Source organism: Candidatus Pelagibacter sp. PS_37, from assembly GCF_059417825.1.
In genome coordinates this window covers 770,588-793,924 of the sequence record NZ_CM182067.1, presented here as the reverse complement: position 1 = coordinate 793,924, position 23,337 = coordinate 770,588, and the positions used below count along the sequence as shown (strand labels likewise).

Annotated in this window: 27 protein-coding genes and 1 tRNA gene; 14 read left to right on the top strand and 14 right to left on the bottom strand. The window is 30.2% G+C overall.

The window, feature by feature from the left end:
* Positions 1-3: 3 nt before the first annotated feature.
* On the bottom strand, positions 4-531 hold the full coding sequence (locus tag AC5SL9_RS04255) for a cytochrome b (RefSeq protein ID WP_494573860.1): 528 nt from the start codon (positions 529-531) through the stop codon (positions 4-6).
* 18 nt (positions 532-549) lie between these two features.
* Between AC5SL9_RS04255 and AC5SL9_RS04250 the strand changes: the two genes are divergently transcribed.
* From AC5SL9_RS04250 to AC5SL9_RS04235, 4 genes are all read left to right on the top strand, one after another.
* A complete protein-coding gene (locus AC5SL9_RS04250; protein WP_494573859.1) occupies positions 550-993 on the top strand; it encodes a cytochrome c in 444 nt (147 codons plus the stop codon).
* 46 nt (positions 994-1,039) lie between these two features.
* The gene (locus AC5SL9_RS04245; protein ID WP_494573858.1) at positions 1,040-3,484 is read left to right on the top strand and encodes a GcvT family protein; all 2,445 of its coding nucleotides are present in this window, start codon (positions 1,040-1,042) and stop codon (positions 3,482-3,484) included.
* 41 nt (positions 3,485-3,525) lie between these two features.
* Positions 3,526-3,753, top strand: coding sequence for a hypothetical protein (locus tag AC5SL9_RS04240; RefSeq protein ID WP_006996673.1), 228 nt, complete (start codon positions 3,526-3,528; stop codon positions 3,751-3,753).
* Positions 3,754-3,817: 64 nt separating this feature from the next.
* Positions 3,818-3,894, top strand: a tRNA-Met gene (locus tag AC5SL9_RS04235).
* A 141-nt stretch (positions 3,895-4,035) separates the two neighbouring features.
* Here AC5SL9_RS04235 and AC5SL9_RS04230 read toward each other — a convergent pair.
* The 6 genes from AC5SL9_RS04230 to AC5SL9_RS04205 form a co-directional block, all read right to left on the bottom strand.
* The gene (locus tag AC5SL9_RS04230; RefSeq protein ID WP_494573857.1) at positions 4,036-4,800 is read right to left on the bottom strand and encodes a type IV pilin protein; all 765 of its coding nucleotides are present in this window, start codon (positions 4,798-4,800) and stop codon (positions 4,036-4,038) included.
* Between the two features lie 21 nt (positions 4,801-4,821).
* Positions 4,822-5,436, bottom strand: coding sequence for a pilin (locus AC5SL9_RS04225; RefSeq protein WP_494573856.1), 615 nt, complete (start codon positions 5,434-5,436; stop codon positions 4,822-4,824).
* Positions 5,437-5,439: 3 nt separating this feature from the next.
* A complete protein-coding gene (locus AC5SL9_RS04220) occupies positions 5,440-6,306 on the bottom strand; it encodes a PP2C family protein-serine/threonine phosphatase (RefSeq protein ID WP_018414266.1) in 867 nt (288 codons plus the stop codon).
* 39 nt (positions 6,307-6,345) lie between these two features.
* Complete coding sequence (locus AC5SL9_RS04215) at positions 6,346-6,705, bottom strand: group I truncated hemoglobin (protein ID WP_006996981.1); 360 nt, start codon at positions 6,703-6,705, stop codon at positions 6,346-6,348.
* Between the two features lie 186 nt (positions 6,706-6,891).
* A complete protein-coding gene (locus AC5SL9_RS04210; RefSeq protein WP_494573855.1) occupies positions 6,892-7,509 on the bottom strand; it encodes a type IV pilin protein in 618 nt (205 codons plus the stop codon).
* 427 nt (positions 7,510-7,936) lie between these two features.
* A complete protein-coding gene (locus AC5SL9_RS04205) occupies positions 7,937-8,464 on the bottom strand; it encodes an adenine phosphoribosyltransferase (RefSeq protein WP_006996677.1) in 528 nt (175 codons plus the stop codon).
* A gap of 37 nt (positions 8,465-8,501) precedes the next feature.
* On the opposite strand from AC5SL9_RS04205, the gene AC5SL9_RS04200 reads away from it, so the two are divergent.
* From AC5SL9_RS04200 to AC5SL9_RS04180, 5 genes are all read left to right on the top strand, one after another.
* On the top strand, positions 8,502-9,026 hold the full coding sequence (locus AC5SL9_RS04200) for a 5'-methylthioadenosine/S-adenosylhomocysteine nucleosidase (RefSeq protein ID WP_018414264.1): 525 nt from the start codon (positions 8,502-8,504) through the stop codon (positions 9,024-9,026).
* 112 nt (positions 9,027-9,138) lie between these two features.
* A complete protein-coding gene (gene speD / locus AC5SL9_RS04195; RefSeq protein WP_011282223.1) occupies positions 9,139-10,179 on the top strand; it encodes an adenosylmethionine decarboxylase in 1,041 nt (346 codons plus the stop codon).
* Between the two features lie 61 nt (positions 10,180-10,240).
* On the top strand, positions 10,241-11,092 hold the full coding sequence (locus AC5SL9_RS04190; RefSeq protein ID WP_006996680.1) for a transporter substrate-binding domain-containing protein: 852 nt from the start codon (positions 10,241-10,243) through the stop codon (positions 11,090-11,092).
* Between the two features lie 45 nt (positions 11,093-11,137).
* The gene (locus AC5SL9_RS04185) at positions 11,138-11,830 is read left to right on the top strand and encodes an ABC transporter permease (protein WP_494573854.1); all 693 of its coding nucleotides are present in this window, start codon (positions 11,138-11,140) and stop codon (positions 11,828-11,830) included.
* Positions 11,830-12,504, top strand: a complete 675-nt coding sequence (locus AC5SL9_RS04180; protein WP_006996682.1) for an ABC transporter permease — start codon at positions 11,830-11,832, stop codon at positions 12,502-12,504. Before AC5SL9_RS04185 ends, AC5SL9_RS04180 begins: the two co-directional genes overlap by 1 nt.
* Here the strand turns inward: AC5SL9_RS04180 and AC5SL9_RS04175 are convergent.
* Positions 12,498-12,887: a DUF6165 family protein gene (locus tag AC5SL9_RS04175; RefSeq protein ID WP_006996683.1), complete on the bottom strand. Its 390-nt coding sequence runs from the start codon at positions 12,885-12,887 to the stop codon at positions 12,498-12,500. The two genes, AC5SL9_RS04180 and AC5SL9_RS04175, sit on opposite strands and share 7 nt — an antisense overlap.
* Positions 12,888-12,919: 32 nt before the next feature.
* On the opposite strand from AC5SL9_RS04175, the gene AC5SL9_RS04170 reads away from it, so the two are divergent.
* Entirely contained in the window at positions 12,920-13,852 is a 933-nt protein-coding gene (locus AC5SL9_RS04170) for a glycosyltransferase family 9 protein (RefSeq protein WP_011282221.1), read from the top strand.
* Here the strand turns inward: AC5SL9_RS04170 and AC5SL9_RS04165 are convergent.
* The gene (locus AC5SL9_RS04165) at positions 13,844-14,917 is read right to left on the bottom strand and encodes an AbrB family transcriptional regulator (protein ID WP_494573853.1); all 1,074 of its coding nucleotides are present in this window, start codon (positions 14,915-14,917) and stop codon (positions 13,844-13,846) included. The genes AC5SL9_RS04170 and AC5SL9_RS04165 overlap by 9 nt on opposite strands.
* A 1-nt stretch (position 14,918) precedes the next feature.
* Complete coding sequence (locus AC5SL9_RS04160) at positions 14,919-15,620, bottom strand: helix-turn-helix domain-containing protein (RefSeq protein WP_018414258.1); 702 nt, start codon at positions 15,618-15,620, stop codon at positions 14,919-14,921.
* 115 nt (positions 15,621-15,735) lie between these two features.
* Here AC5SL9_RS04160 and AC5SL9_RS04155 point away from each other — a divergent pair, with 115 nt between their 5' ends.
* Genes AC5SL9_RS04155 through AC5SL9_RS04145 form a run of 3 tightly spaced genes read left to right on the top strand, consistent with a single transcriptional unit; the run spans position 15,736 to position 18,716 of the window.
* A complete protein-coding gene (locus AC5SL9_RS04155) occupies positions 15,736-16,716 on the top strand; it encodes a tripartite tricarboxylate transporter substrate-binding protein (protein WP_018414257.1) in 981 nt (326 codons plus the stop codon).
* A gap of 30 nt (positions 16,717-16,746) precedes the next feature.
* Positions 16,747-17,217, top strand: coding sequence for a tripartite tricarboxylate transporter TctB family protein (locus tag AC5SL9_RS04150; RefSeq protein WP_494573852.1), 471 nt, complete (start codon positions 16,747-16,749; stop codon positions 17,215-17,217).
* Complete coding sequence (locus tag AC5SL9_RS04145) at positions 17,214-18,716, top strand: tripartite tricarboxylate transporter permease (RefSeq protein ID WP_494573851.1); 1,503 nt, start codon at positions 17,214-17,216, stop codon at positions 18,714-18,716. Before AC5SL9_RS04150 ends, AC5SL9_RS04145 begins: the two co-directional genes overlap by 4 nt.
* Here the strand turns inward: AC5SL9_RS04145 and AC5SL9_RS04140 are convergent.
* A complete protein-coding gene (locus AC5SL9_RS04140) occupies positions 18,713-19,006 on the bottom strand; it encodes a glycosyltransferase (protein ID WP_494573850.1) in 294 nt (97 codons plus the stop codon). The two genes, AC5SL9_RS04145 and AC5SL9_RS04140, sit on opposite strands and share 4 nt — an antisense overlap.
* A 147-nt stretch (positions 19,007-19,153) precedes the next feature.
* On the opposite strand from AC5SL9_RS04140, the gene AC5SL9_RS04135 reads away from it, so the two are divergent.
* A complete protein-coding gene (locus AC5SL9_RS04135) occupies positions 19,154-19,543 on the top strand; it encodes a hypothetical protein (protein WP_494573849.1) in 390 nt (129 codons plus the stop codon).
* 7 nt (positions 19,544-19,550) lie between these two features.
* On the opposite strand, the gene AC5SL9_RS04130 is transcribed toward AC5SL9_RS04135, so the two are convergent.
* The 3 genes from AC5SL9_RS04130 to AC5SL9_RS04120 are packed head-to-tail and all read right to left on the bottom strand — an operon-like array spanning position 19,551 to position 23,331.
* Positions 19,551-20,249 (bottom strand): MIP/aquaporin family protein, encoded by a 699-nt coding sequence (locus tag AC5SL9_RS04130; RefSeq protein WP_494573848.1) that lies wholly within the window; start codon positions 20,247-20,249, stop codon positions 19,551-19,553.
* Positions 20,246-22,531 (bottom strand): nitric oxide reductase activation protein NorD, encoded by a 2,286-nt coding sequence (locus AC5SL9_RS04125; protein WP_494573847.1) that lies wholly within the window; start codon positions 22,529-22,531, stop codon positions 20,246-20,248. The genes AC5SL9_RS04130 and AC5SL9_RS04125 overlap by 4 nt, the downstream gene beginning before the upstream one ends.
* Positions 22,531-23,331: a CbbQ/NirQ/NorQ/GpvN family protein gene (locus tag AC5SL9_RS04120; protein ID WP_494573846.1), complete on the bottom strand. Its 801-nt coding sequence runs from the start codon at positions 23,329-23,331 to the stop codon at positions 22,531-22,533. The genes AC5SL9_RS04125 and AC5SL9_RS04120 overlap by 1 nt, the downstream gene beginning before the upstream one ends.
* Positions 23,332-23,337 lie beyond the last annotated feature (6 nt).

Here is a 23,337-nt window from a genome sequence, read left to right as displayed (position 1 = left end):
AAATTATAAAATTCTCTTTAAAATATTCTCTTTTAATAAAAATTTATGAAATAGTACCGCTAGAATATGAAGACTTATTAAACCAATTAGAATGTAGTTTGCTAATATATGAATTGAATAAAACTGTTCTGAGAGTTCAAAATTATAAGTTAGATTAACTTTTTTGAAAAAAATAACTAAACTTTCACCATTAAATAATTTCTTAAAAATACCCGATATAGTTATTGTTAATAAAGCTAAATATAAAAAAAAGTGGTTTAACTTTGCTAAAACTTTTTGACCAGGAAAAGCATTGTCATTGAAATTTGGTGTAGGAGATAATAGTTTAAAAGTTAGCCTTATTAGAGTTGTGTAAAATAGGATTAATCCAAATAATATATGATAATTTTCTATATCAACCCTAAATTGATCAAAGTCTAAATCAACCAAATAAAACCCCAAAGGTATTTGAATTAGTAATCCTGCGGCAGTTAGCCAATGGATTAATTTGGCAAGTAATCCATATTTTGATATGTTATTAAATATAGACATGTTTAAATTAAACATATTATGACATTAATTAAAAACACTTTATTTTTTATATTTATATTATTTTATAGCTTCAGTGCTTTTTCAGAACAAACGGTTGAAGAGATTATCAAAGAAAGAAAATCTATTTTTAGTAAAAATTACAAAACTGCCAAAAGAGTCCAAGGTCTTGCTTCTAATGGAGATATAGACGAAGCAAAAAAACTAATGATTGAAATGAGTGATAATTATAAAAGATTAATTAATCTTTTTCCTGAAAATTCAAAAGTAGGATTTAAAACAGAAGCTTTACCTTCTATTTGGGAAAATAAAGATGAATTTAATTTATTAATGACAAAAGCTTCAAGCAATATGATCGAGTTAACGTCTGTCATTGATGGGGCAGAAGATATGAAGGCAACTCTTGGAAAATATATGTGGAGTAGCTGTAAAGCTTGTCACTCAAAATTTAGAGCTGAACATTAAGATTTAGTTGTTTGTATTTAAAAATTTTAATATTGTTTAAATATAAATGTCAGTGGTATTACCAAAATCAGCTAAAGTAGTAGTTATTGGAGGGGGTGTTGCTGGCTGTTCTGTTGCTTATCACCTTGCAAAATACGGTTGGAAAGACACTATATTATTAGAAAGAGATCAACTTACTTCAGGAACTACTTGGCATGCAGCAGGACTTGTTGGTCAATTAGGAGCATCAGCCACTATTACACGGCTTAGAAAATATTCCTTAAATCTTTATAAAGAATTAGAAAAAAAAACTGGATTATCAACTGGATTAAAACAAAATGGTGCAATCACAGTTGCAAGTACACCCGAAAGATTACAAGAATTATTAAGACAAGCAACAGCTGCGCAGTTGTTTGATGTTAATGTTGAAAGCGTTAATAAACAAAGAATAAAAGAACTCTATCCCGTTATAAATGATGATGACATTTTAGGTGGAGTTTATATGCCAGAAGATGGTCAGGCAGATCCTATAGGGGTTACTAATGTATTAGCTAAAGCTGCAAAGATGGAAGGGGCTCAGATATTTGAGAAAACTCCTGTTGAAAAAATATTGGTTAAAGACAAAAAAATTGTTGGTGTTCAAACTAAATTTGGCAAAATTGATTGTGAATACGTTGTAATTGCAACTGGGATGTGGTCGAGACAAATTGGAGAGGATATTGGGGTCAGTATTCCATTATATCCAAATGAACACTTTTACATAATCACAGAACCATTAGATAAGTTACCTAAAAACTTGCCCGTTTTAAGAGACTATAATTCCTGTCTTTATTTAAAAGAAGATGCCGGGAAAATGTTAGTTGGAATATTTGAACCTAATGCAAAACCTGCGTTTAAAGACAAAGGGGTGGTGCCACAGGACTTTTCTTTTGGTGAATTTCCAGATGATTTTGATCACTTTGAACCTTATTTAGAAAAATCATTTCAAAGATTACCCATTTTAGAAACTGCTGGTATTAGGAAATTTTTTTCAGGGCCTGAATCCTTTACACCTGATACACAATACCTTTTAGGAGAAACTCCAGAGGTGAGTAATCTTTTTACGTGTTGTGGATTTAATAGCATTGGGATTGCAAGTTCAGGGGGTGCGGGTAGAGTTACTGCTGAATGGATGATTAATGGATATATGAATGAAGATTTATTTTCACTTGATATTAAAAGATTTCAAAAATTCCACTCATCTAAAAAATTTATCATGGAAAGGGTAACGGAAACTCTTGGTGATTTATATGGAATGCACTGGCCCTATAAACAACATAACACATCAAGAAATCAAAGACTTTTACCTTATCATGAAGAGTTAAAAAAAGAGGGAGCATGCTTTGGCGTATCAGGTGAATATGAAAGACCGATGTGGTATGCAAAAAGTAATGAAAAAGCAGAATACAAATATAGTTTTGATTATCAAAATTGGTACCCTTCAGTTGAATTTGAAACAAAAAATACAATTACCAATGTTGGTCTCTTTGAACTTTCTCCATTTTCCAAATATGAAATAAAAGGAGAGCAAGCACACAGTGAATTGCAAAGAATAAGCACAGCTAATATTAAAGATGAAATAGGAAGATCAACTTACACCCAAATGTTAAATGAGGCTGGAGGAATTGAAACAGACTTAACGGTTATTTGTATTGATAAAAATAATTTTAGAATAATAAGTTCAGCTGCAACAAGAACTCACGATAAAGCACATATTTTAAAACATTTGTCACCTAATTTAGAATTTAAAGATATTACTGATGATCTTGTTTGTTTGGGAATTTTTGGACCAAAAAGTAGAAATTTAATTTCAAAAATTTCAAATGATGATTTTAGCAATGAAACATTTAAATTTGGTTATGGCAAATTTGTAACGCTTGGTTCAAAAAAAGTTTGGGCCCAAAGATTATCTTATGTGGGTGAGTTAGGATTTGAACTTTATATCGAAAATAAAGATGCTAAAGAAATTTATCAATTAATTATTGAAGAGGGAAAAAATTATAATTTATCTCATTGTGGTTCTCATGCAATGGATACTATGAGAATGGAAAGTGGTTTTTTACATTGGGGTCATGATATTTCACCAGAAGAAAACCAATATGAAGCAGGATTAAATTTTGCAATAAGCTATAAAAAAGAAACCAATTTTATTGGTAAAGAAAGCTTATTAAAAATAAAAGATCAAAAGCTAAATAGAAGATTTATTATACTGTCACTAAAGAATAGTAAGCCAGGTACACCTCTATTATTACATGAAGAGCCAATTTATCTAGAAGATAAGATTATTGGGAGAACAACATCCGGCAATTATTCCTTTAATTATAAAAAAAACTTGTCTTTTGGATATGTAAGCTCAATACATTCAAATGAAGAACTTTCAAAAATGAACCTATATATTGAAGTTGCTAAACAGAAATTCCCAGCACTAGTAGAGATCGCTCCCCTAAAAGATAAACGTGCTAGATTGTTATAATTTTAGTTGCCGAGTTTAATAATTGATGGTTAAATAATCTCATGCAAAAAACTTATTTTCACGACAGAAAACATACCAGTGAAAAAAAAGTTCATAAAAAAACTATTCCAGTACAGTATATTGATCAAAAGAGAATTGTAGACATCAATAAATTATTGAACCGAGTAAAAATAGATAAGAAAAACGAAACTAAAAGACAAATCGTTTTTTATAGTTCAGTAATTTTAGCATTAACTCTTTTTTCAACTTTTATAGTGGTTATAAAATAATCATATTGATCAAAAGTTGATTGATCTAAATTAAAAACCTATTATAAATCATCAAGAATTAAGTGGCGGGGTAGCTCAGTCGGTTAGAGCGCAGGACTCATAAGCCTGAGGTCAGTGGTTCGATTCCACTTCCCGCTACCAATTAACAAGCCTTATTTAAGGTTGAACATTTTCAAATATTAATTGCTCCACTCATGCTCCAATGAGAATTGGTCATTGCGTTATCTAGAAGAAGAAATAACAAGTGAGAAGCACGTGTTAGATAACAGATTAATTAAAAATTTAAGAACAAGTTGTTCCACTTGAACCTGAACATTTTCCACCTGCTTCATCTCTGATACTATTTTGATTTACTGCCCAAGAGCCATGGATACTTGAATCCCAACCACAATCAGATTGTGCTTGAGCTTGACTTTCTCTTTGGTCTCCACCTACAAGTATTTGATTATAACAATCATTTACAAATTCTCTCATATTACGTTGCCAGCCATCACCAGTGGTTGAAACAATTGTATTATCACACTTTCCATCAGGTGTATTCCATCGTCCTCTATCTTCTTTATAAGCAATCAACAACAATCTACATGCATCAGATGAAATAGGACATCCTCCACCGTCACCGAAACTTCCAAAATGTGAATAGCACACTAATTGAATTTGTCCTTTCCTATGTTGTGATTGCGCTAATGTATCAACTGTTACAGATTCCCATTCTAGATTGTATGGGTTTTTAAAATGACTAAAATGTTGTTGGACTGAAAATGCAAAATTATTACAAGTTGTATTTCCATCCATTTTTTCACTAACCATATTTCCATCTTCATCATATTCTGCAATAAAACTATCAAGACCATTGTTTGCAGCAGCTAATTCTAACTCAATTACTTTTGAAATTGTTTTCCAATTTGCAACAAGCACCCTGTTCTTTGCCATTTTAGTGTAACCTTGAAAACTAACAATACCTACACTTGCAAGAATACCAATGATGGCAACTACCACTAATAATTCAATTAAGGTAAAACCTTTTTTATTATTTATTACTTTCATTTTAAGAAAACATATAAATTTTCAATAGATATCAAATTCGTGTTCTATCACCTTATCACGACATTTAGTTATTAGATACAGTTGTCCCTCTGACTGCCAATTATTGCTTAATTCATTTCCACTACTATCTCTTTTTAGAAGAGATACACTACCTCTCATATCATATCTATCTCCATCATAAATTTCCCTCCTTGCAGTACCACCAGAAACAGCACCAGAACCAGTGTAGGGATTAGTCATCGTTTTAAGTGTTGTTCTTGAACCTATATTTGAGTCTGGTTTTCTATGACTATCTTGACTAGAAATATCTCTTACAGTAAGACTGACTAATTGTTCAGTTGTCGTGTACCCATACTGATACACAACTGACATGCCGTTATAGAACATAGTATCACAATCAAATTCCCAAGATTGTTCATTATTCCACAAAAAATTAATTGTTGGGTTAAGCTCACACCACATTATATTTTCATAAACAGATTTAACTATGGTTCTAAAATTACCTTTGCAAGCTGATTCTTTAGCCCCAGCTGTATACCCATTATAAGCAACAACCCCGACAGATGATAAAATACCAATGATGGCAACTACCACTAATAATTCAATTAAGGTAAAACCATTTTTAATTTTTTTCATTGATTAAATATTTTTCCCATTAATAGCTAAAATTGTAAGATCATCCTTAATTATACTTTGTTCTTCATTTGACATATTTTGCAATGCACCAAACGCGGAAATTTCTATAAAAATATTTTCCAATTGTGTTGCAATATCGTGATCTTTATTCTTATTTAACAAATCTATTATACCCTCAGCTTCAATTTCATTTCCTTCAAAATCTTTACTTTCGCTTAAGCCATCGCTGTATATATAAAAAATTTTATCCTTCAATGAAATTTTATTTAAAACACTATTTAAATCAAGATTAATAGGCTGAACTCCAAGCGGCGGAATTTTGCTAGAAACATGTTCAGTAATTTTTTTATTCTCTGAAATTATACTTTCTGAATGGCCAGCATTAATAAATTCAAGATTTTTAGATTTTTTATCGTATACAGCAAATATTCCTGTTAAAAATTTTCCTGAACGTAAATTATATAAATTATCATTTATTAATGACACAATTTCAATAAGACTCTTTTTTTCCTCAACAAGGATTTCAAACAATGAGGTAACTCTTGCCATAATGAGTCCTGCATCCACTCCTTTGCCAGAAACATCGCCAAGAGTAAAAAAGATTTTATCTTCTAAATTTTTGAAATTATAAAAATCACCAGAAACATCCAAAGAAGGTACATTTTTTGCTAAAAGAATATTTTCCTCATTATTCTTTGGAAACATGAGTCTTTGTACTCTTGTTCCTTTTTTAAGTTCTTTTTCTGCTGAACTTTTTCTATTTAAAAATTTTAGATTTGTTTTTTCAATTCTTTCCCATGCTTCCTTAGGTGTAAGCCCTTGTTCTTTTGCTAACGCTATTAAGTCTTCCCAATTATTTATTTTTATCATTAAATAAATATTATCAAAATTTATTAATTATGAATTCTGTTATTTTGATACAATATGTTCTGAAAGTGGAGCGACAACACCAATGATGGTGTCAACATCTTGGCTTTCAACATTTAGTTCTTCCAAGGTTTGTTTTAGATGTCCAGCAACTCCATTAAAGTCTTCTTGAGATATTTTCATGCCTTGATGAGCAGTTTTCATATCAAGACCAGTATATTCTTTTGGTCCACCTAAAGCTTGAGAAATGAAATTAGTTTGGTGTGAAATTAAAACTTTCATGTCAGAATTTGTAAAAAACTTTTTCAAATTTTCATCAGCCATAAGCTTTTGATAAAAGTTAATAACAATTTGACCAACTGTTTTTTTTCCACCATATTTTTCAAAAAGTGTTTGAGTCATATTTTTAAAATATACTTATGTTTAATGTAATCAAAGTCATATTATGTTTATTTTGGGTTTTATTTGAAAGCTTTTAATAATTTTGATAAGTTAAAGCTGTTAGTGATTGGAACTAACTTTTTTTGCTCCACTCATGCTCCAATGAGAATTGGTCATAGCGTTATCTAGAAGAAAACATATAAATTTTCAATAGATATCAAATTCGTGTTCTATCACCTTATCACCACATCTAGTTATTAGATACAGTTGTCCCTCTGACTGCCAATTATTGCTTAATTCATTTCCACTACTATCTCTTTTTCTAAGAGATAATTTACCTCTCATATCATATTTATCTCCATAATAATATTTACTGGGTGTGTCATCATAAACATAACGACCAGTGTAGGGATTAGAAATCGTGTTAAGTGTTGTTCTTGAACCTATTGTTGAGTCTGGTTCTCTATGTCTATCTCGATTACTAATTTCAGTTATAGTAAGGTGGGCTATTTTTTCATTTGTCGTGTACCCAAGCTGAGACGAAACTGACATGCCGCCAACGAACATAGTATTACAATCATATTCCCAAACTTGTTTATCATTACCCCCTATAAAATTAATTGTTGGGTTAAGCTCACACCACATTATATTTTCATAAACAGCTTTAACTATGGTTCTAAAATTACCTTTGCAAGCTGTTTCTTTAGCCCCAGCTGTATACCCATTATAAGCAACAACCCCGACAGATGATAAAATACCAATGATGGCAACTACCACTAATAATTCAATTAAGGTAAAACCTTTTTTATTATTTATAACTTTCATTTTTAAAATTTATAATTGATTTGATGTATCTTTTTATATCAAAAGACGTCCATTTTAGGTTTAATAAACTAATGATATTTAAAAACCACTTTCTCTTACAAGAATAGCAATAATATTTTTACATTCTTATTTACGTATAGATATAAGGAGTCCCATTTATAAAAAAGGGTGGTGGGGTCATAACAACTTTCAATTTTCGAAATCCACTTGGTACCTCTATTGATATAAAATCTGTGCTCCACTCATGCTCCAATGCTCCAATAGAAGTTGACTAGAGTTTAAGTTTATGTAAATCTGAGTCTAGAAAGAAAAGAGCAGAGACAAAGGAGTTTTGAAGATGTTCTTGCAGGATGCGTTGGCTCCAAGGGTCATGGCGCAGGACTCATAAGCCTGAGGTCAGTGGTTCGATTCCACTTCCCGCTACCAATTAATGCCCTGGAAAATCCATTAAGTTTTCAACCTTATAACCTTTTTTAACTAAATTATCAGATCCACCTAGATCAAAAAGATTAATTGCAAAAACAAATGCAGCAATTTTGGCATTAGACATTTCCACAAGTTTAGCTGCTGCTTCAGCTGTTCCACCTGTTGCTATTAAATCATCTATAATCAAAACTGAATCATCTTTGTCAATTGAATCTTTATGAACTTCAATAGTTGCAGTTCCATACTCTAATTCAAAATCAACTGAATGAGTTTCAGCCGGAAGTTTGTTTTTCTTTCTAAACATAATAAAAGGTTTTTTAAGAAGATAAGAAACAGCAGAAGCAAATACAAATCCTCTTGACTCAATTGCAGCAATTTTATCTATTTTATAATTTTTTGATCTTTCAATTATTTGATTAATACATTCTTCAAATGCATCTGCGTCTTTAATTAAAGTTGTAATATCTCTAAATAAAATTCCTTTTTTTGGATAATCTGGAATAGATCTAATATAATCTTTTAAATTCATGATATTAATATATTTATATCTTTAGTAAAAAAAATCTATGGACAAATTATTCCTAGCAGCAATTAAAGAAGAAACGATTGGATTAGACTATTTTAACCATGTCGGAGTTGGAAAAATTAATGCAACTTATAACACATTAAAGTTAATCAATATTTACAAACCAAAACTAATTATCAATTATGGTACTGTAGGTGCAATTAATACTAAGTTAAAAGGAATCGTTGAATGCACCAAATTTTATCAAAGAGATATGGATGTTAGAGGGTTAGATTTTGAATTAGGCGAGACGCCTTTTGATAAAATTAAAGAAATTATTACATCAAAAGAAGGTTATTCTTGTGGAACAGGAGATAGTTTTGTTAATAAAAAAATTGATATGGAAGTTGATGTAGTTGATATGGAGGCCTACGCTATTGCAAAAGTTTGTAAGTTAGAGAATATTGAATTTAAATGTTTTAAATACATATCTGATAATGCAGATGAAAATGCTGATAATGATTGGAACAAAAATCTAGCAAAAGGGGCTAGTGCATTTGCTAATTTAATTAATGCTCAGTTTTAATTTAATTAAGTAAAATATCAAAAAATTGATTAATTGTTGAAAATTATCAATACACCTATATAAAACCGAGCAACTTAATATTAATAAAAAATTATAAGAGGGAATAATTTTTATGACTAAAGTAGGCGAGCATATAACTTTAGATATCATTGGCACTACTCAAGAATATGATCCTTCAGTCTACGAGAATGTAATTCGTAAAATTGCAAAAGCTGCAGAAGTTACAATTCTTGAAATTTCAAAGTATAAATTTGAACCGCAAGGTTTTACTATCCTTGCCTTATTAGCGGAAAGTCATATTAGTTTTCATACGTTTCCAGAAAAAGGAATTATTAGTTTTGATTTTTTCACATGTGGGAAGGTAAGTCCTTCTATTGCGCTCGATATTGTCAAAAAAGAATTTAAACATAAGAGAATTGTCACAAAAGCTTTTGATAGAGATACTAAGTCTTTATATCATGACATTTACAGTTCGCCTGGATTACAAAAATCATATGTTGTAAATGAAGTTTTAGAAGATTTTAAATCTAAAGTAGGTCAACATATTGAAATATTAGATTTAGAACAATTTGGTAAATCATTATTTATTGATAACGAAATTCAAGTCGCAACAAATGATGAAGTTTTGTATAGCTCAACATTTGTAAACGCTGCTTTAAAATTGAATAAAGATATGGGAACTGCTGCAATCATTGGTGGAGGTGATGGAGGAGTTGCAAGAGAGTGTACGTCTAAAGGTTTTGATTTTATAGACTGGTATGAACTTGATCCAGAAGTAGTTGAGGTTTGTAATAAACACCTTGGAAGCATTGGCAATAAATCAACTGAGAAAAATTCAGTTAAATGTATTTGGGGAGATGCTTTTGAAAGTATAAAGTCTGTTGAAGACGATAAGTACGATAAAATTTTTGTAGATCTTAACGATGACCAGTTTTGTATTGATCTTGCTGCCAAAAATATGGACTCATTAATTAGAATATTAAAGCCAAATGGAGTAATTACTGCTCAAGTAGGCAGCCAAGATAAAAAACCAGAGCAAGTGGAGAAATGGCTAGATGTTTTCAATAAGAATTTTGGAAATACAACTTTGGATAGGGTTTACATCCCAAGTTTTGACTGTTCTTGGAACTTTTCATCATCAATTAATCACTAAAAATTTCTTTTTAAATTCTCAAATTTGTGAAATAAATCCTCATAATCATATGGAGGAAAAAATGAATATATTTAAAAAAACAATATTAAGTGTTCTTGCTTCTTTATTATTAATCGGAAATGTTTACGCTGATAAAATAAAGATTGGAACAGAAGGTGCTTACCCACCATGGAACTCTAAGGATGCTTCAGGTGCTCTTATTGGTTTTGAGGTTGAGTTAGCAGAAGAGCTATGCAAAATCATGGGTCACGAGTGTACTATCGTTGAACAAGATTGGGATGGAATGATTCCAGCTTTGTTAATGAGAAAGTTTGATGCGATCATGGCAGGAATGTCAATTACTGCAGAAAGACAAAAAACAATTACTTTTTCACAAGGTTATGCAGATGAAGTTGCAGCCCTTGCAGTAATGAAAGGTTCAAGTTTAGAAGGCATGGATACACCAGAAGGAATTAATTTAACTTTAGGTGGAAGTGCTGTTAAGAAAACTCTTAAAACTATAACTGCTGCACTTGCTGGAAAAACTGTTTGTACACAAACTGGAACTATTCACCAAAACTTTTTAGAGTCTGGTGATGTAGGCAAAGTAAATGTTAGAACTTATAAAACTCAAGATGAAGTAAATTTAGACTTAACTTCTGGTAGATGTGATGTTGCATTAGCTGCAGCTGTTGCATTCACTGATTATGCGGATAAATCAGGAAAACCAGTAGTATTAGTTGGACCTACTTTTTCAGGTGGTGCTTTTGGTAATGGTGTTGGTGTTGGAATTAGACAAGGTGGAGATGATGCAATCGGTACAAGAGATGCAAAACTTCTTAAAGATTTCAACAAAGCAATTAACACTGCTAGAAAACAAGGAATCATCAGCAAATTAGCGATCAAGCATTTTGGCTTTGACGCTTCTATGTAAATAATATTTTGAAAAGGCGACTATTTATTTAGTCGCCCTTTCGATATGGATCTTTTATCATTCGGAAAAACAGGCTGGGGAGACGAGTTGTTTTATGCAACTCTAATGACAATTGCAGCGGCAGTTACTGCAATGTTAATTGGTTTTTTATTTTCATTAATCTTTACGCCACTTAAATTATCAAATAATAAATTTCTAAATTTTATTGGTAATACGTACACTACAGTAATCAGGGGCGTTCCAGAATTATTAGTAATTTACCTTTTCTTTTTTGGGGGAAGTGGAGCCATAATGTACGTTGCTTCAATTTTTGGATACTTTGAATATATTGAGATTAATGCATTTATTACGGGCTCAGTTGCAATCGGTATTATATCTGGCGCTTATTCAACAGAAGTATTTAGAGGAGCGATACAATCAATAGATAAAGGTCAATTTGAAGCTGCCAAAGTTTTAGGGGTTAGTAAATTTGTACAATTTTATAAAATAATTCTACCTCAAATGTTAAGACTTGCTATTCCAAACTTAAGTAATGTTTGGCAAATCACTTTAAAAGATACATCTTTAATATCAGTTACAGGTTTAGTTGAGATTATGAGACAATCTTATATTGCAGCAGGTTCTACTAGAGATCCCTTATTCTTTTACTGTTTTGCGGCAGTTTTATATTTGATGCTTACGTTTTTAAGCATGAAACTAATTAACAGACTTGAAGTCAAATATAGCAGGGGCTTTTAATGGATTTTGATTTAATGATAACAAGTTTGCCAAAACTACTTAGTGCTGCAGTTATAACTTTAAAATTGTTATCAGCATCATTAATCATTGGTTTATTTATTGGATTTTTATTTGCAGTTTTAAGATTAAACAAAAACCCATTTATTAATAAATTTGCTTATGGATATTCTTATTTATTTAGAGGAACTCCATTATTAGTTCAGATATTTATAATTTATTATGGTCTTGGACAAATCGAGTGGTTAAGGTCAACTTTTCTTTGGGTCATTTTAAAAGAACCCTATTGGTGTGCAATTATTGCATTTGCCTTAAATACAGGGGCTTATACTTCAGAAATTTTAAGATCAGCTTTTCAAACTATAAAACCTGGAATAATTGAAGCGGGTAAAAGTTTAGGGATATCAAGTAAAATTATTTTATATAAAATTCAAATTCCTGTAGCGATCAGACAATCTTTACCAGCTTATGGGAATGAGATTATATTAATGATGAAGGGCACATCTCTTGCAAGCACAGTAACCTTAATGGATATTACAGGTGTTGCAAAACATATTGTATCAACGACTTATAAACCTTTAGAAGTGTTTCTTTTAGCAGGTGGAATTTATTTATTTATGACTTTTATTTTTCACAACTTGATAAAATATTTAGAAAAGAAATATAGTTTTCAATAAGAAGTATATTCTTTAATCTCTTTAATCTTAGAGCCTGTGTGATTATTCATCTCTAATTTTATTTTAGCACGATCATCATTTAAAAAATGAACATCCCTTGATAATTTTATAAATTTTTCAGTAAAATCAGAATTTTTTTCACACAATCGTTTGTCATCTTCTATCACCCATAATTTTGCATTAATATCTTTCAGGGATTGAAAAAGTGTATTAAGTTTTTCATCAGATTTAACATTGCTATCTAATTGATTTTTTAAAATACTGTGCTCATCATTAATAAATTTTAATTTTTCAGGATCTTTAATTTTTTCTTGTTTAATCTCTAAAATAGAAATTTTATCTAAAAGTTCACCAACTGATACTTCAACTAGAATTTTATTCATAAAAATTTATACTATGTTAAGTTGTTAGAAATATGTCTAATATTTTAGTTATCAAACATGGTTCTTTAGGAGATATAGCCCAAGCTTGTGGGGCAATTCAAGATATTTCTGAAAACCACCCTGAAGATCAAATACATATCTTAACAACAAAACCTTATTTTGAACTATTTAGAAAAAATCCATTTGTACACAATGTTATTTTAGACAAACGTAAATCAAGATTTAATTTAATTTATCTATATATGTTAATGAGAAACTTGAAAAAGAAGAATTTTAGAAAAGTTTATGATTTACAAAACTCATCTAGAACAAAATTTTATAAAAATATTTTATTTCCAAAAGCAAATTTTAATACTTGGTCTAGCTCAGAAACAACTTTGCCAAGTAATATTTCAAAAGATGAATTTGATAAAGACCCCGTTTTAAATAGATTTGATCATCAACTTAAAACCTCTGGAATTAAAACAGAGTACACCATGAAACCAAACTTTAGTTGGGCTGTGACTAACATTGATCATATTAAACAAGAATTTAAGTTAGACAAATACATTGTCTTATTTCCATTTTGTTCAGCGCATCTAACACATAAAAAGTGGCCCCATTATAATGAGCTAATAGAATTAATTAAAAATAAATATAAAGATCAAATTAAAGTTATTGTAGCACCTGGACCCTCTGAAATCGATGATGCAAAAAACATTAATGCCATTTCAATTTTAGATAAAGGTAAAGCTTTAGATATTTCTCAACTTGCAAGCTTGATTAAAGAAAGCTTATTTGTTATTGCAAATGATACAGGACCAGCTCATATGACTGCTCATCTTGGAGTAAAAGGTTTGACTTTATTTGGTAAACATACAACAGCTTTTAAAGTTAGTATTGAGCGAGAAAACTTTAAAGCAATACAAGTTGATGATTTAGAAAAATTAAGTGCAGCTAAAGTTTTAGAAAAAATATTAATTTAATTTCTTACCAATAATTTTCAATATTACAGGAACAGTGAAGAGTATCATCAGTAATCTAATAATATGATGAAATGCTACAAAGTTAGGGTCTAAATCAAAAGCAATTGCTATAACTGCTACTTCATAAATTCCCCCAGGAGAAAAAGATAAAAGTAGAGTTAAGAAATTGGTATCAACAAAATATGTTGCAACAATTGCAGCTAATAATCCAAGAGCTACCAGTATTGTAGTTGCAACTAAACTATGAAATGAATTACCCGCAACTTCTTTTAATGATTTATCTGCAAAACGACAACCAACAGAAGCACCCAAGATAAGTAAACAAAAATTTATACTTTCATTTGGTAGTTTATAGGAGGCAACTTCCGTTATTTGTAAAATTCCACTTGCAACTAATGTCCCAGATAATAATGCAGCAGGCACACCAATTTTATCAAATAAGAAAATTAATAAAATCGAACCTATTAAGAGAATTAAAAGATGAAAATGGTTTTGATCAAGATAATCAAATTTTTCAATTGTTAGAGCTTCATTTGTTGAATAATTAACAACAAAAAAGGGAATAACAGTTATTATTATAATTAACCTAATTAAATGTGATGTAGCAACTTGTGATAAGTCAGATTTTTCATGTTCAGCTAATATCATTAAAGGTCCTAAAGCACCCGGTGCTGCTGAAAAAATAGAAGTTTTGACATTATAGCCTGAAAATTTTTGTAAATATTTAGATACAATTAAAATACTTATTAAAATATAGACAAACATTATTATTGAAGTCCACACCCATTCAGTCATTTGATTGATTAAATTTTGATCGATATAATTTCCAATATGAAGACCAAGAACTATTAAAATTGAACTTAAAGCTAGCTTTGGCATCTTAATTTTTATTCCACTTAATGCTGCAACTGAAACTGCAAGCATAGGACCAAGCATCCACGCCAATGGAATATTAAAATAGTCAGCTATAATTGCACTTGGGATAGAAATTATAATAACTAATAGAAATTTTTTAGAAAATAATTGTTTTAAAGCATTTTTGTTTAAGTCAAGAGAAGTATTCATTTTATGAAATTTTTTTAAGTTTTTTTTCAATTTTAATTTTTGATAATCTTAAAATATTTAAAAATGTTAAACAATTTTTTTTATTAAAATTACTAATGTGCCCTGTAATTGTCAGTGATCCTAAAATTTTGTTTTTTGTTGGTATTATTGGAACAGAAATCGAAGCGATCTCTCTATCTCTTTCACCAAAGGACATAGAAAATTGATCTTTAAGGATAGTTTCTTTATTTTTAATTGGTAAATTATTAAATGCTGAAAGGACATGTCCACTAGAACCTTTATCTAGAGGTCTTTTTAATCCAGTTTGGATTGTATGTTTTATAGGTTTATTAGGTTCACTAGTTATCAAACAAGTTCTATAATTTTTTTGTTTAACAAAAAAACTAGCTGTTTCATTTGATTTTGTCATTATGAAATCTAATTCATCTTTTATAAGTTTTTTAAAATTGAAACTATCATCATAAACTTCTATTAGCCTACCAATTGAGCTTCCAAGTTTAAATGTACCATTATCAATTCTTCTTAAGAACCCATAATTTTCTAATGACCTTGAAATTCTAGAAACTCTACTTTTATAATTACCTGTAATTTTTGAAATTTCAGTTATACTTAACGTTTCTTTTTTTAGAGTAAAACAATTTATAATCTCTAGAGCTTTGTTTACAGCCTCAACACCATCAATTTTTTTTTTTATTTTAATCATATCCTGTTAGGTAGAATAGCATGTTCTATCTAATAGAACAATAAGGTAAAACAGTATTGACTACTGATTAATAACTCAAATAAATGTCTTATTAACTAATAATAAAGAGGAAATAATGAAAAACATTAAAAAAATAGTTTCAGTACTATTCTCAGCAATTCTATTATTCTCTGCAACAGCAACAAATTCAATCGCAATGGAAAAAATCCATTTCGTAATTGGTGGTGGTGCTGGTGGTGGATGGGATGGAACTGCTAGAGGTACAGGAGAAGCTTTAACAAAATCAGGAATGTTAAAAAGTGCATCATTTGAAAATATGTCAGGTGGTGGTGGAGGAAAAGCTTTAGCTTTCATGATTAACACTCAACCTAAAAATACGGTTCTAGTACAATCTACGCCACTAGTTTTAAGATCTATTACTAGACATGAAGGTTATGTTACAGGATCTGGAGTTTTATCTTATAAAGATGTTACACCGATCGCTGGTGTAATTGGTGACTACGGTGCGATTGCAGTTGCAAAAGACTCACCATACAAAAACTTTAAAGATGTAGTTGATGCATACAAAAAGAATCCAAGCTCTATCAAAATGGCTGGTGGATCAGTAAGAGGAAGTATGGACCATTTAATTGGTGCTTTAGCTTTCCAAGCTGCTGGTGCTAATCCAAATGATGTTGCTTACATACCTTATGATGCTGGTGGAAAAGCGTTAGCTGGACTTTTATCTGGAGAAACTCAAATTATCTCTACAGGTTTAGGTGAACTTATGGGTGCAAGAGACCAAGTAAGAATTATTGGTATAACTGCTCCTTCAAGAGTAGCTGATGCACCGGATGCACCAACTCTAAAAGAACAAGGTTATGATGTTCAATTTGTAAACTGGAGAGGATTTTTTGGGCCTCCTAATATGAGCAACAAAGATAAAAAAGCTTTATCTGCAATGTTAGGTAAAGTTATGAAAACTCCTGAATGGGAAGCTGTTAGAAAAAGAAATGCTTGGGTTAATATTTATAACTCAGATAAGGATTTTGTTAAATTCTTAGAAAAGCAAACTGTAGAAATGACAGCTCTTATGAAGAAATTAGGAGTTATATAATCCTTTAGGATTATTTAAAAAATTAGAGCAGTGAATATAAATACTACTAAAATTATATCACTGCTCTTTTTTAGTTTCTCAGCATTCTATTTATATATTGCGTATCAAATTCAAGTTTTTTCATTTGATGAAAACGCACCTTTTAATGCCAGAACGTTTCCAATTTATTTAGGTTATGCAGGTTTATTCTTTTCTGGTTTAAAAATTATTTTACCAGAGCCCAATACCATTAAAGTTAATCATAAAAACTTAGAGTATAAAAAAACAGCTATACTTGTGCTTATAGCAATTATTTATGGAGTAACTATATTAAAAGTAGGTTATTTTTTAACAACCTCTCTATTTCTAGCGTCTTCTTATTATGCGTTAGGTGAGAGAAGGTGGAAGTTAATATTTTTACTCTCTTTCCCTTTTGTGGGTGCTTTTATGTATCTTTTGCATGGAGTGCTTGAAATTTATTTAAGAGATCCATTTTTAAAAATAATTGGAGTTATGGGATGATTGAAGGCATTTTAATTGGTTTAAAAACAGCTCTTACATTTCAAAACATATTTATGGTTATGATTGGTTGTTTTTTTGGAACCATCATTGGAATGCTACCCGGTCTTGGACCAATGACAGCGATTGCATTAATGATACCTATTACTTATGGTTTTGATCCAGCTACTGGATTAATTTTAATGGCAGGTGTTTATTATGGTGCAGTGTTTGGTGGATCAACTTCATCAATTTTATTAAATGCTCCAGGCGTTCCTGGAACTGTTGCAACATCATTTGATGGATATCCAATGGCTCAACAAGGAAAAGCTGGAAAAGCATTAGCGATTGCTGCTTGGAGTTCTTTTGCAGGTGGAACCCTTGCTTCAATTTATTTATTATTTCTTGCACCAAGCTTATCTAAAGTAAGCTTATCTTTCAGATCACCAGATTATTTTGCTTTAATGATTTTAGGTTTAACAGCAATTGCAGCTTTTTCATCAAAGGGGCAATTTTTAAAAGCAATGATGATGGTTGTTTTAGGTTTAATGTTAGCGTCAGTCGGTCAAGATTCTTTATCTGATATTTCAAGATTTACATTTAACAATATGAATTTATCTGATGGGATAAGTTTCGTTTTAGTTGTAATGGCAACTTTTGCTATGAGTGAAGCTTTAACAATTATTTTAAAACGAAATGATCCATCTGCAGTTGCCAAACAAGTTTCATTAACTGAACTAGGTTCAATCAAGATTAATAAAGAAGAGAGAGGTAAAATGTTAAAAGCTATTCCTCGAAACTCAATTATCGGTTTTTTAATCGGAGTTTTACCAGGAGCGGGTGCAACTATTGCATCATTTCTAGCCTATGGAATGGAAAGAAATTTTGTTAGTGATGAAGAAAAAGAAAAATTTGGTAAAGGTAGTGTTCATGGTTTAACTGCACCAGAAACTGCAAATAATGCAGCATGCTCTGGAGCTTTTGTACCACTATTAACTTTAGGAATACCTGGGAGTGGAACAACCGCTGTAATGCTTGGTGCTTTATTAGGATTTGGAATTCAACCAGGGCCTAGACTTTATATAACAAATCCTGAAATCTTTTGGTCAGTTATTATGTCTATGTATATTGGAATGGTAGTATTGCTTATTCTAAACCTGCCCTTAATACCTTACATAGCAAGAATACTTGCAGTTCCTAAAAATTATTTAATTCCACTTATTTTATTTTTTTCAATTACAGGAATTTACGTAATGTCATTTAATAATTTTGATATTTATTTAATGATTGGGATTGCAGTTGTTGCAACGTTTATGCGCTTATACGATTTTCCAATGCCACCACTTATATTAGCCTTTGTCCTCGGTGGATTAATGGAAGAAAATTTAAGAAGATCTTTATTAATAAGCGATGGTTCTTGGACTTTTTTATGGGACAGACCTCTTACCGCATCAATTATAGGAGTTACAATTCTAATTGTTAGTTGGCAAATTTATAAAACAATTAAGAGTAAAAAGATTTAGTTTAGAATTTTTTTATATTCTTCAATAATAGTACTCCACTTAAATTTAGCAGAATTTTCTTTGGCAGCTTTTCCGTACTCTTGGAATTTATTATTTTCTAACATTAAATTAATTGCTGAATAGACTTCATCTAACTCATTGCCATTACAGATTAAACCTGTTTTCTCATGTTCAATTGCATCTGCTGCACCTCCATCTTTTCCACCAAGAGAGGGCAATCCATATTGAGCAGCTTCAACATAAGCTATCCCAAATCCTTCAACTGATTTTTTATGAACAATTGATCGCATTACAAAAATATTAATTTAATTTACTTGTATTTATTTAGTTTTCTTTATTTATCAAAGACTTTTTCTATGTTCTTAAATAAATAAGTATGTTAAGATTGTTTATAAAAATTATTTATATAAAAATAACTAAATAATTTAAAAATTATTATGAGTAACATTACTGACAATACTGCATCAAAAATATGTGATAATTTATTAAAAAATATTTTTAAGATGAGCAAAGATGATAGCTCATTAAAATTTTTTAGAAAAGATTTTGAATCTAGAACTATTTGGCTTAATATTTTGAAAGTACATTTTGCAAATGAAACAATTAATATTGAGCAACTATCAAGATTAATTGCTGTAACATCTCCAATTTCAAAACCCACATTAAGATCGATATTAGAAAACGCTGTACATAAAAAATTTATTAAATTTGTTAAATCCAATAAAGACCTTAGATCTGTAAACATAGAATTAGAAGATGTAACCATTAAAGAATTCAAAGATTGGTGTAATGATAGATCAAAGTGGTTTAAAGCCTCAAGCGGCTGATAAAATATTATCTATTAGATTTTTTTTTTATTTTTTTTCTAAAAAAAATGTAAATTTCTGCTACAAAAAGAAAACCTAATGTTGGTCCAAAAATATATATCCATAATCCTCCAGGGAAATTTGCAGCAAAATGTGGACCGATAGCTCTTATTGGATTCATAGCACCTCCCGTTATTGCTCCAAATACGATTACTTCTACACAAACCAGTAATCCGCAAGAAGCAGCTAAAAAAGTTAAAGAAAGTTTTTCAACATATGCAACTCTAATAATTACTGCCGCAAGTAATGCGGATAATATGAATTCTGTAAAAAATGACAATAAATAATTTAAATCTGATTTTAACAAAGGTAAATTTGCCCCTATATTACTATAATCACCAATTGTGAACTTTAGAAAGTACCCAGCTAAGATACTACCAATTATTTGAAAGATTATATAAAAAAATGCAGTTCTTTTAGCAATATAACCAAGCCTGAACTCAATAAGTGTTACAGCTGGATTGACATGTCCTCTGGTATATTTGCCTAATGATGAAATTAAAATAAATAAAATTAACCCAGATGAGAATCCACTCATTAACTGTCCAATTGTGCCATTATAAAATGCATTTGACATAACTGCCCCTGCAGCAAATAATACTAAAAAAAAGGATCCAATTCCTTCGAGAATATAATTTGATAATTTTGAGTATTTACATTTTTTCATCTACTAAGTGTTAAATAAATTAATGGTAATTTTTTTGTTAATTCAGAAGCTGATTTTATAACTACGTAGTTTTTATTTCCAAATATTCTAGATAAATTCTTATTGCTTTCACTTTCAACTCCTACACAGAAAACATCAATGCCATTATAAGCAAGTCTTTTAACAGCATATTTAGCATCTTCAACTAGATATTCGTTATCATCCACATCTATATCTGAAGGCTCACCATCAGATATTATTAATAATAATTTTCTATAGTTTGTTTGTGAAACTAATTCATCACCTGCTTGCCGAACTGCTGCACCTAATCTTGTTGAAAAACCAGGTTTCATGCTTTCTAATCTGTTAATGTGTCCTTTGTTAAGTTTATCTTTAAAATCCTTAATTTTCCAATACCTAACATCATCTCTTTTATTTGAACAAAATGTTGCTAAACCAAAATCATCACCAGATTTATTTATTGCTTCACTTAATATTCCAGTAGCTTCAATAATCGAAGAAAAAATTGTTTTATTTGTATTTTTAATAAAATCATTAGTTGATTCTGAGATATCAACAAGTATAGACACTACTAAGTCTCTTCCTTCTCTGTTAGTTTTTTTGTAGATATTATTAGATGGAGTTGAACCTCTTTTAATTTCAATTATTGACTCTATACAACTATCTAGATCTAGCTCCTCACCATCTTGTTGTTTTTTTAATTTAATTGGCTTTGAAATTTTGGAACTCTCAATCAGGTTTTTTATATTTGATACTATTTTTGAGTTTTCAAAAAGATAATCATTTAAATAATAATTAGACTTATTATCAAAATTATATTTCTTAATTTTACACCAGTTAAAATTTTCTCTACCAGATTTATAATCAAATTCTGGTTGTAAAGAAATGATCTCAGCTTCTTCTGACTGTGAAACTTTGTTAGGAGCAATTTTTGCAAGTGGTTCAATAACGTCACTATTTTCAAAGTTTTTTTCTGCATCATCTGTTTCTTTTTTTTCAACCTGGTATGATTCTATCCCTGTTTGAAGTTCTTCAAAATCTTTTGTGTTTTCATTATCAAAATTCCAAATACCAGAATTTTCATCTCTATAAATTGGATCTGGTAAATAATCCTTAGGATTAAATTGAATTCTCATTTGACCAATATCATTTCCTAGAAGATTGCCTAACTCTCTACTTAATGTTTGATCGTTCCATCTTTCTTTATTTTTAAAAAACATATCTTTTGCTCTGGTTATCCAGCCATTACCATCAATATAATTTTCATCAACGAGAGCTCTTGATAGTCTTGAAAATAATGTTCTTGATGTCAATGGTCCATATGCTTTATTTAAGTTTTTAGATTCGCCAGTTGCCATATGATAAGGAATCCAAAGTTCTTTTAATCCTGGAAATTCTTTGATTGAAAGTAATTCTACTCTTGCATCTTCAATAACAGATATAATTGCTACTTGTATTGGTTTAAGTTTTCCAATTTCAAATTTTTTATGTGTATACTTCATATGAGCTGCAGCATGCATGATAGCTGCTCTAAATACTTCTTCTCCTAATTGTCCTGTGAATCCAGGATAAGATGAGGGTACTCTCACAAAATTATTACTAAATGCCGTTCTTCTAATTGATGCTTTTGTGTTGGTGATTGGAATTTCTTTAATATTAACATCCATTCCCCAGATTGCTCTTGTATAGATTTTTAACTTGTTCTCTTGTTCTTTAAAACTTTTAATACCTGCTGTTTGCCCAAGCCATTCCAATCCTTCATTGTCTTTAAGTGATAATAATTTAATTCTTTTTTCCATGTCTCCCGAACTAGCTCTCAGACAAGTTAAAAACCAGTCTTCCATTTGTGAAACATTCATTTTTTCAACTAAAAAACTCATTTCATGTAACAAGATTTCTAAAGCTTCAGGTGCTAAGTTTGTCATTTTTTCAATTAGCATTAACCAAGTTAAAAATTTTTTATCACTGTTATAAAATCCTAAAATTTCTGAACAAACATTACAGAAATTATAAGATGTTTTTTGTCCTCTTTTTATTGTTACAGATGAGAGTGTTGAATAAAATATCTTTATTGGTAAAAAACCAAATTTTTCAATTATATCTAATGAAGTTTTAGAAAATCCTTTAAGAACTAATTCACCATACCCGGAGCCTTCAATTCTCTTTAGATACTCCAACCAGTCATAAAGAGCTTTTTCTTTCAAAAATTTTTGAGCTTTTATTCTTAAAGAATTATCTAAATTACCGAATGATTTGATAGAAATTATTTTACCCTGGGGCATTACCCAAGGTCTCTGATTGCTCGCTCTAAAGAGTCTATAACATCTTGATCATCTGTCATTGGATGTACAACTCCTTTTAGGCATGCTTCTACAAAACTAAGATTGGACTTCATTAATTTTGCTGCAGCTATCAACATTCTTGTTGAAGCACCTTCATGCAATCCTCTCCCTTTTAAATTTCTAGTTCTTTCAGATACTTTAATTAATTTTTCTGCTATTTCTTTTGTTGTTTTGCTTTCAAGTATTATTATTTCTTTTTCTATATCATTAGCTGGATAATCAAAATTTATGCTAGCAAATCTTTGTTTTGTAGACTCTTTTAAATCTTTTAAAACACTTTGATATCCTGGATTATAAGAAATTACTAAAAAGAAATCTTTGTGTGCTTTTATTATTTCACCAGTTTTTTCAATTGGTAAAATTCGCCTATCATCTGTTAATGAGTGAATAACGACCGTAGTATCTTGTCTAGCCTCCACTATTTCGTCTAGGTAACATATACCACCATATCTGACCGCCCTTGTAAGTGGTCCATCTTTCCAAACGGTTTCAGTTCCTTCTAACAAAAATCTTCCAACTAAATCTGATGCTGTCATATCTTCATGACAAGAAACTGTAATTAGAGGTTTTTTTAATTTCCAAGACATATGTTCAATAAATCTTGTTTTTCCAGATCCTGTAGGTCCCTTTAACATCAATGGTATTCGATTTTCCCATGAAGCCTCAAAAACTTCAGACTCATTACCTACCTCTATATACTTAGGTTCATTTGTGATTATAAATCCAGAGTTATCTGACATTAATTG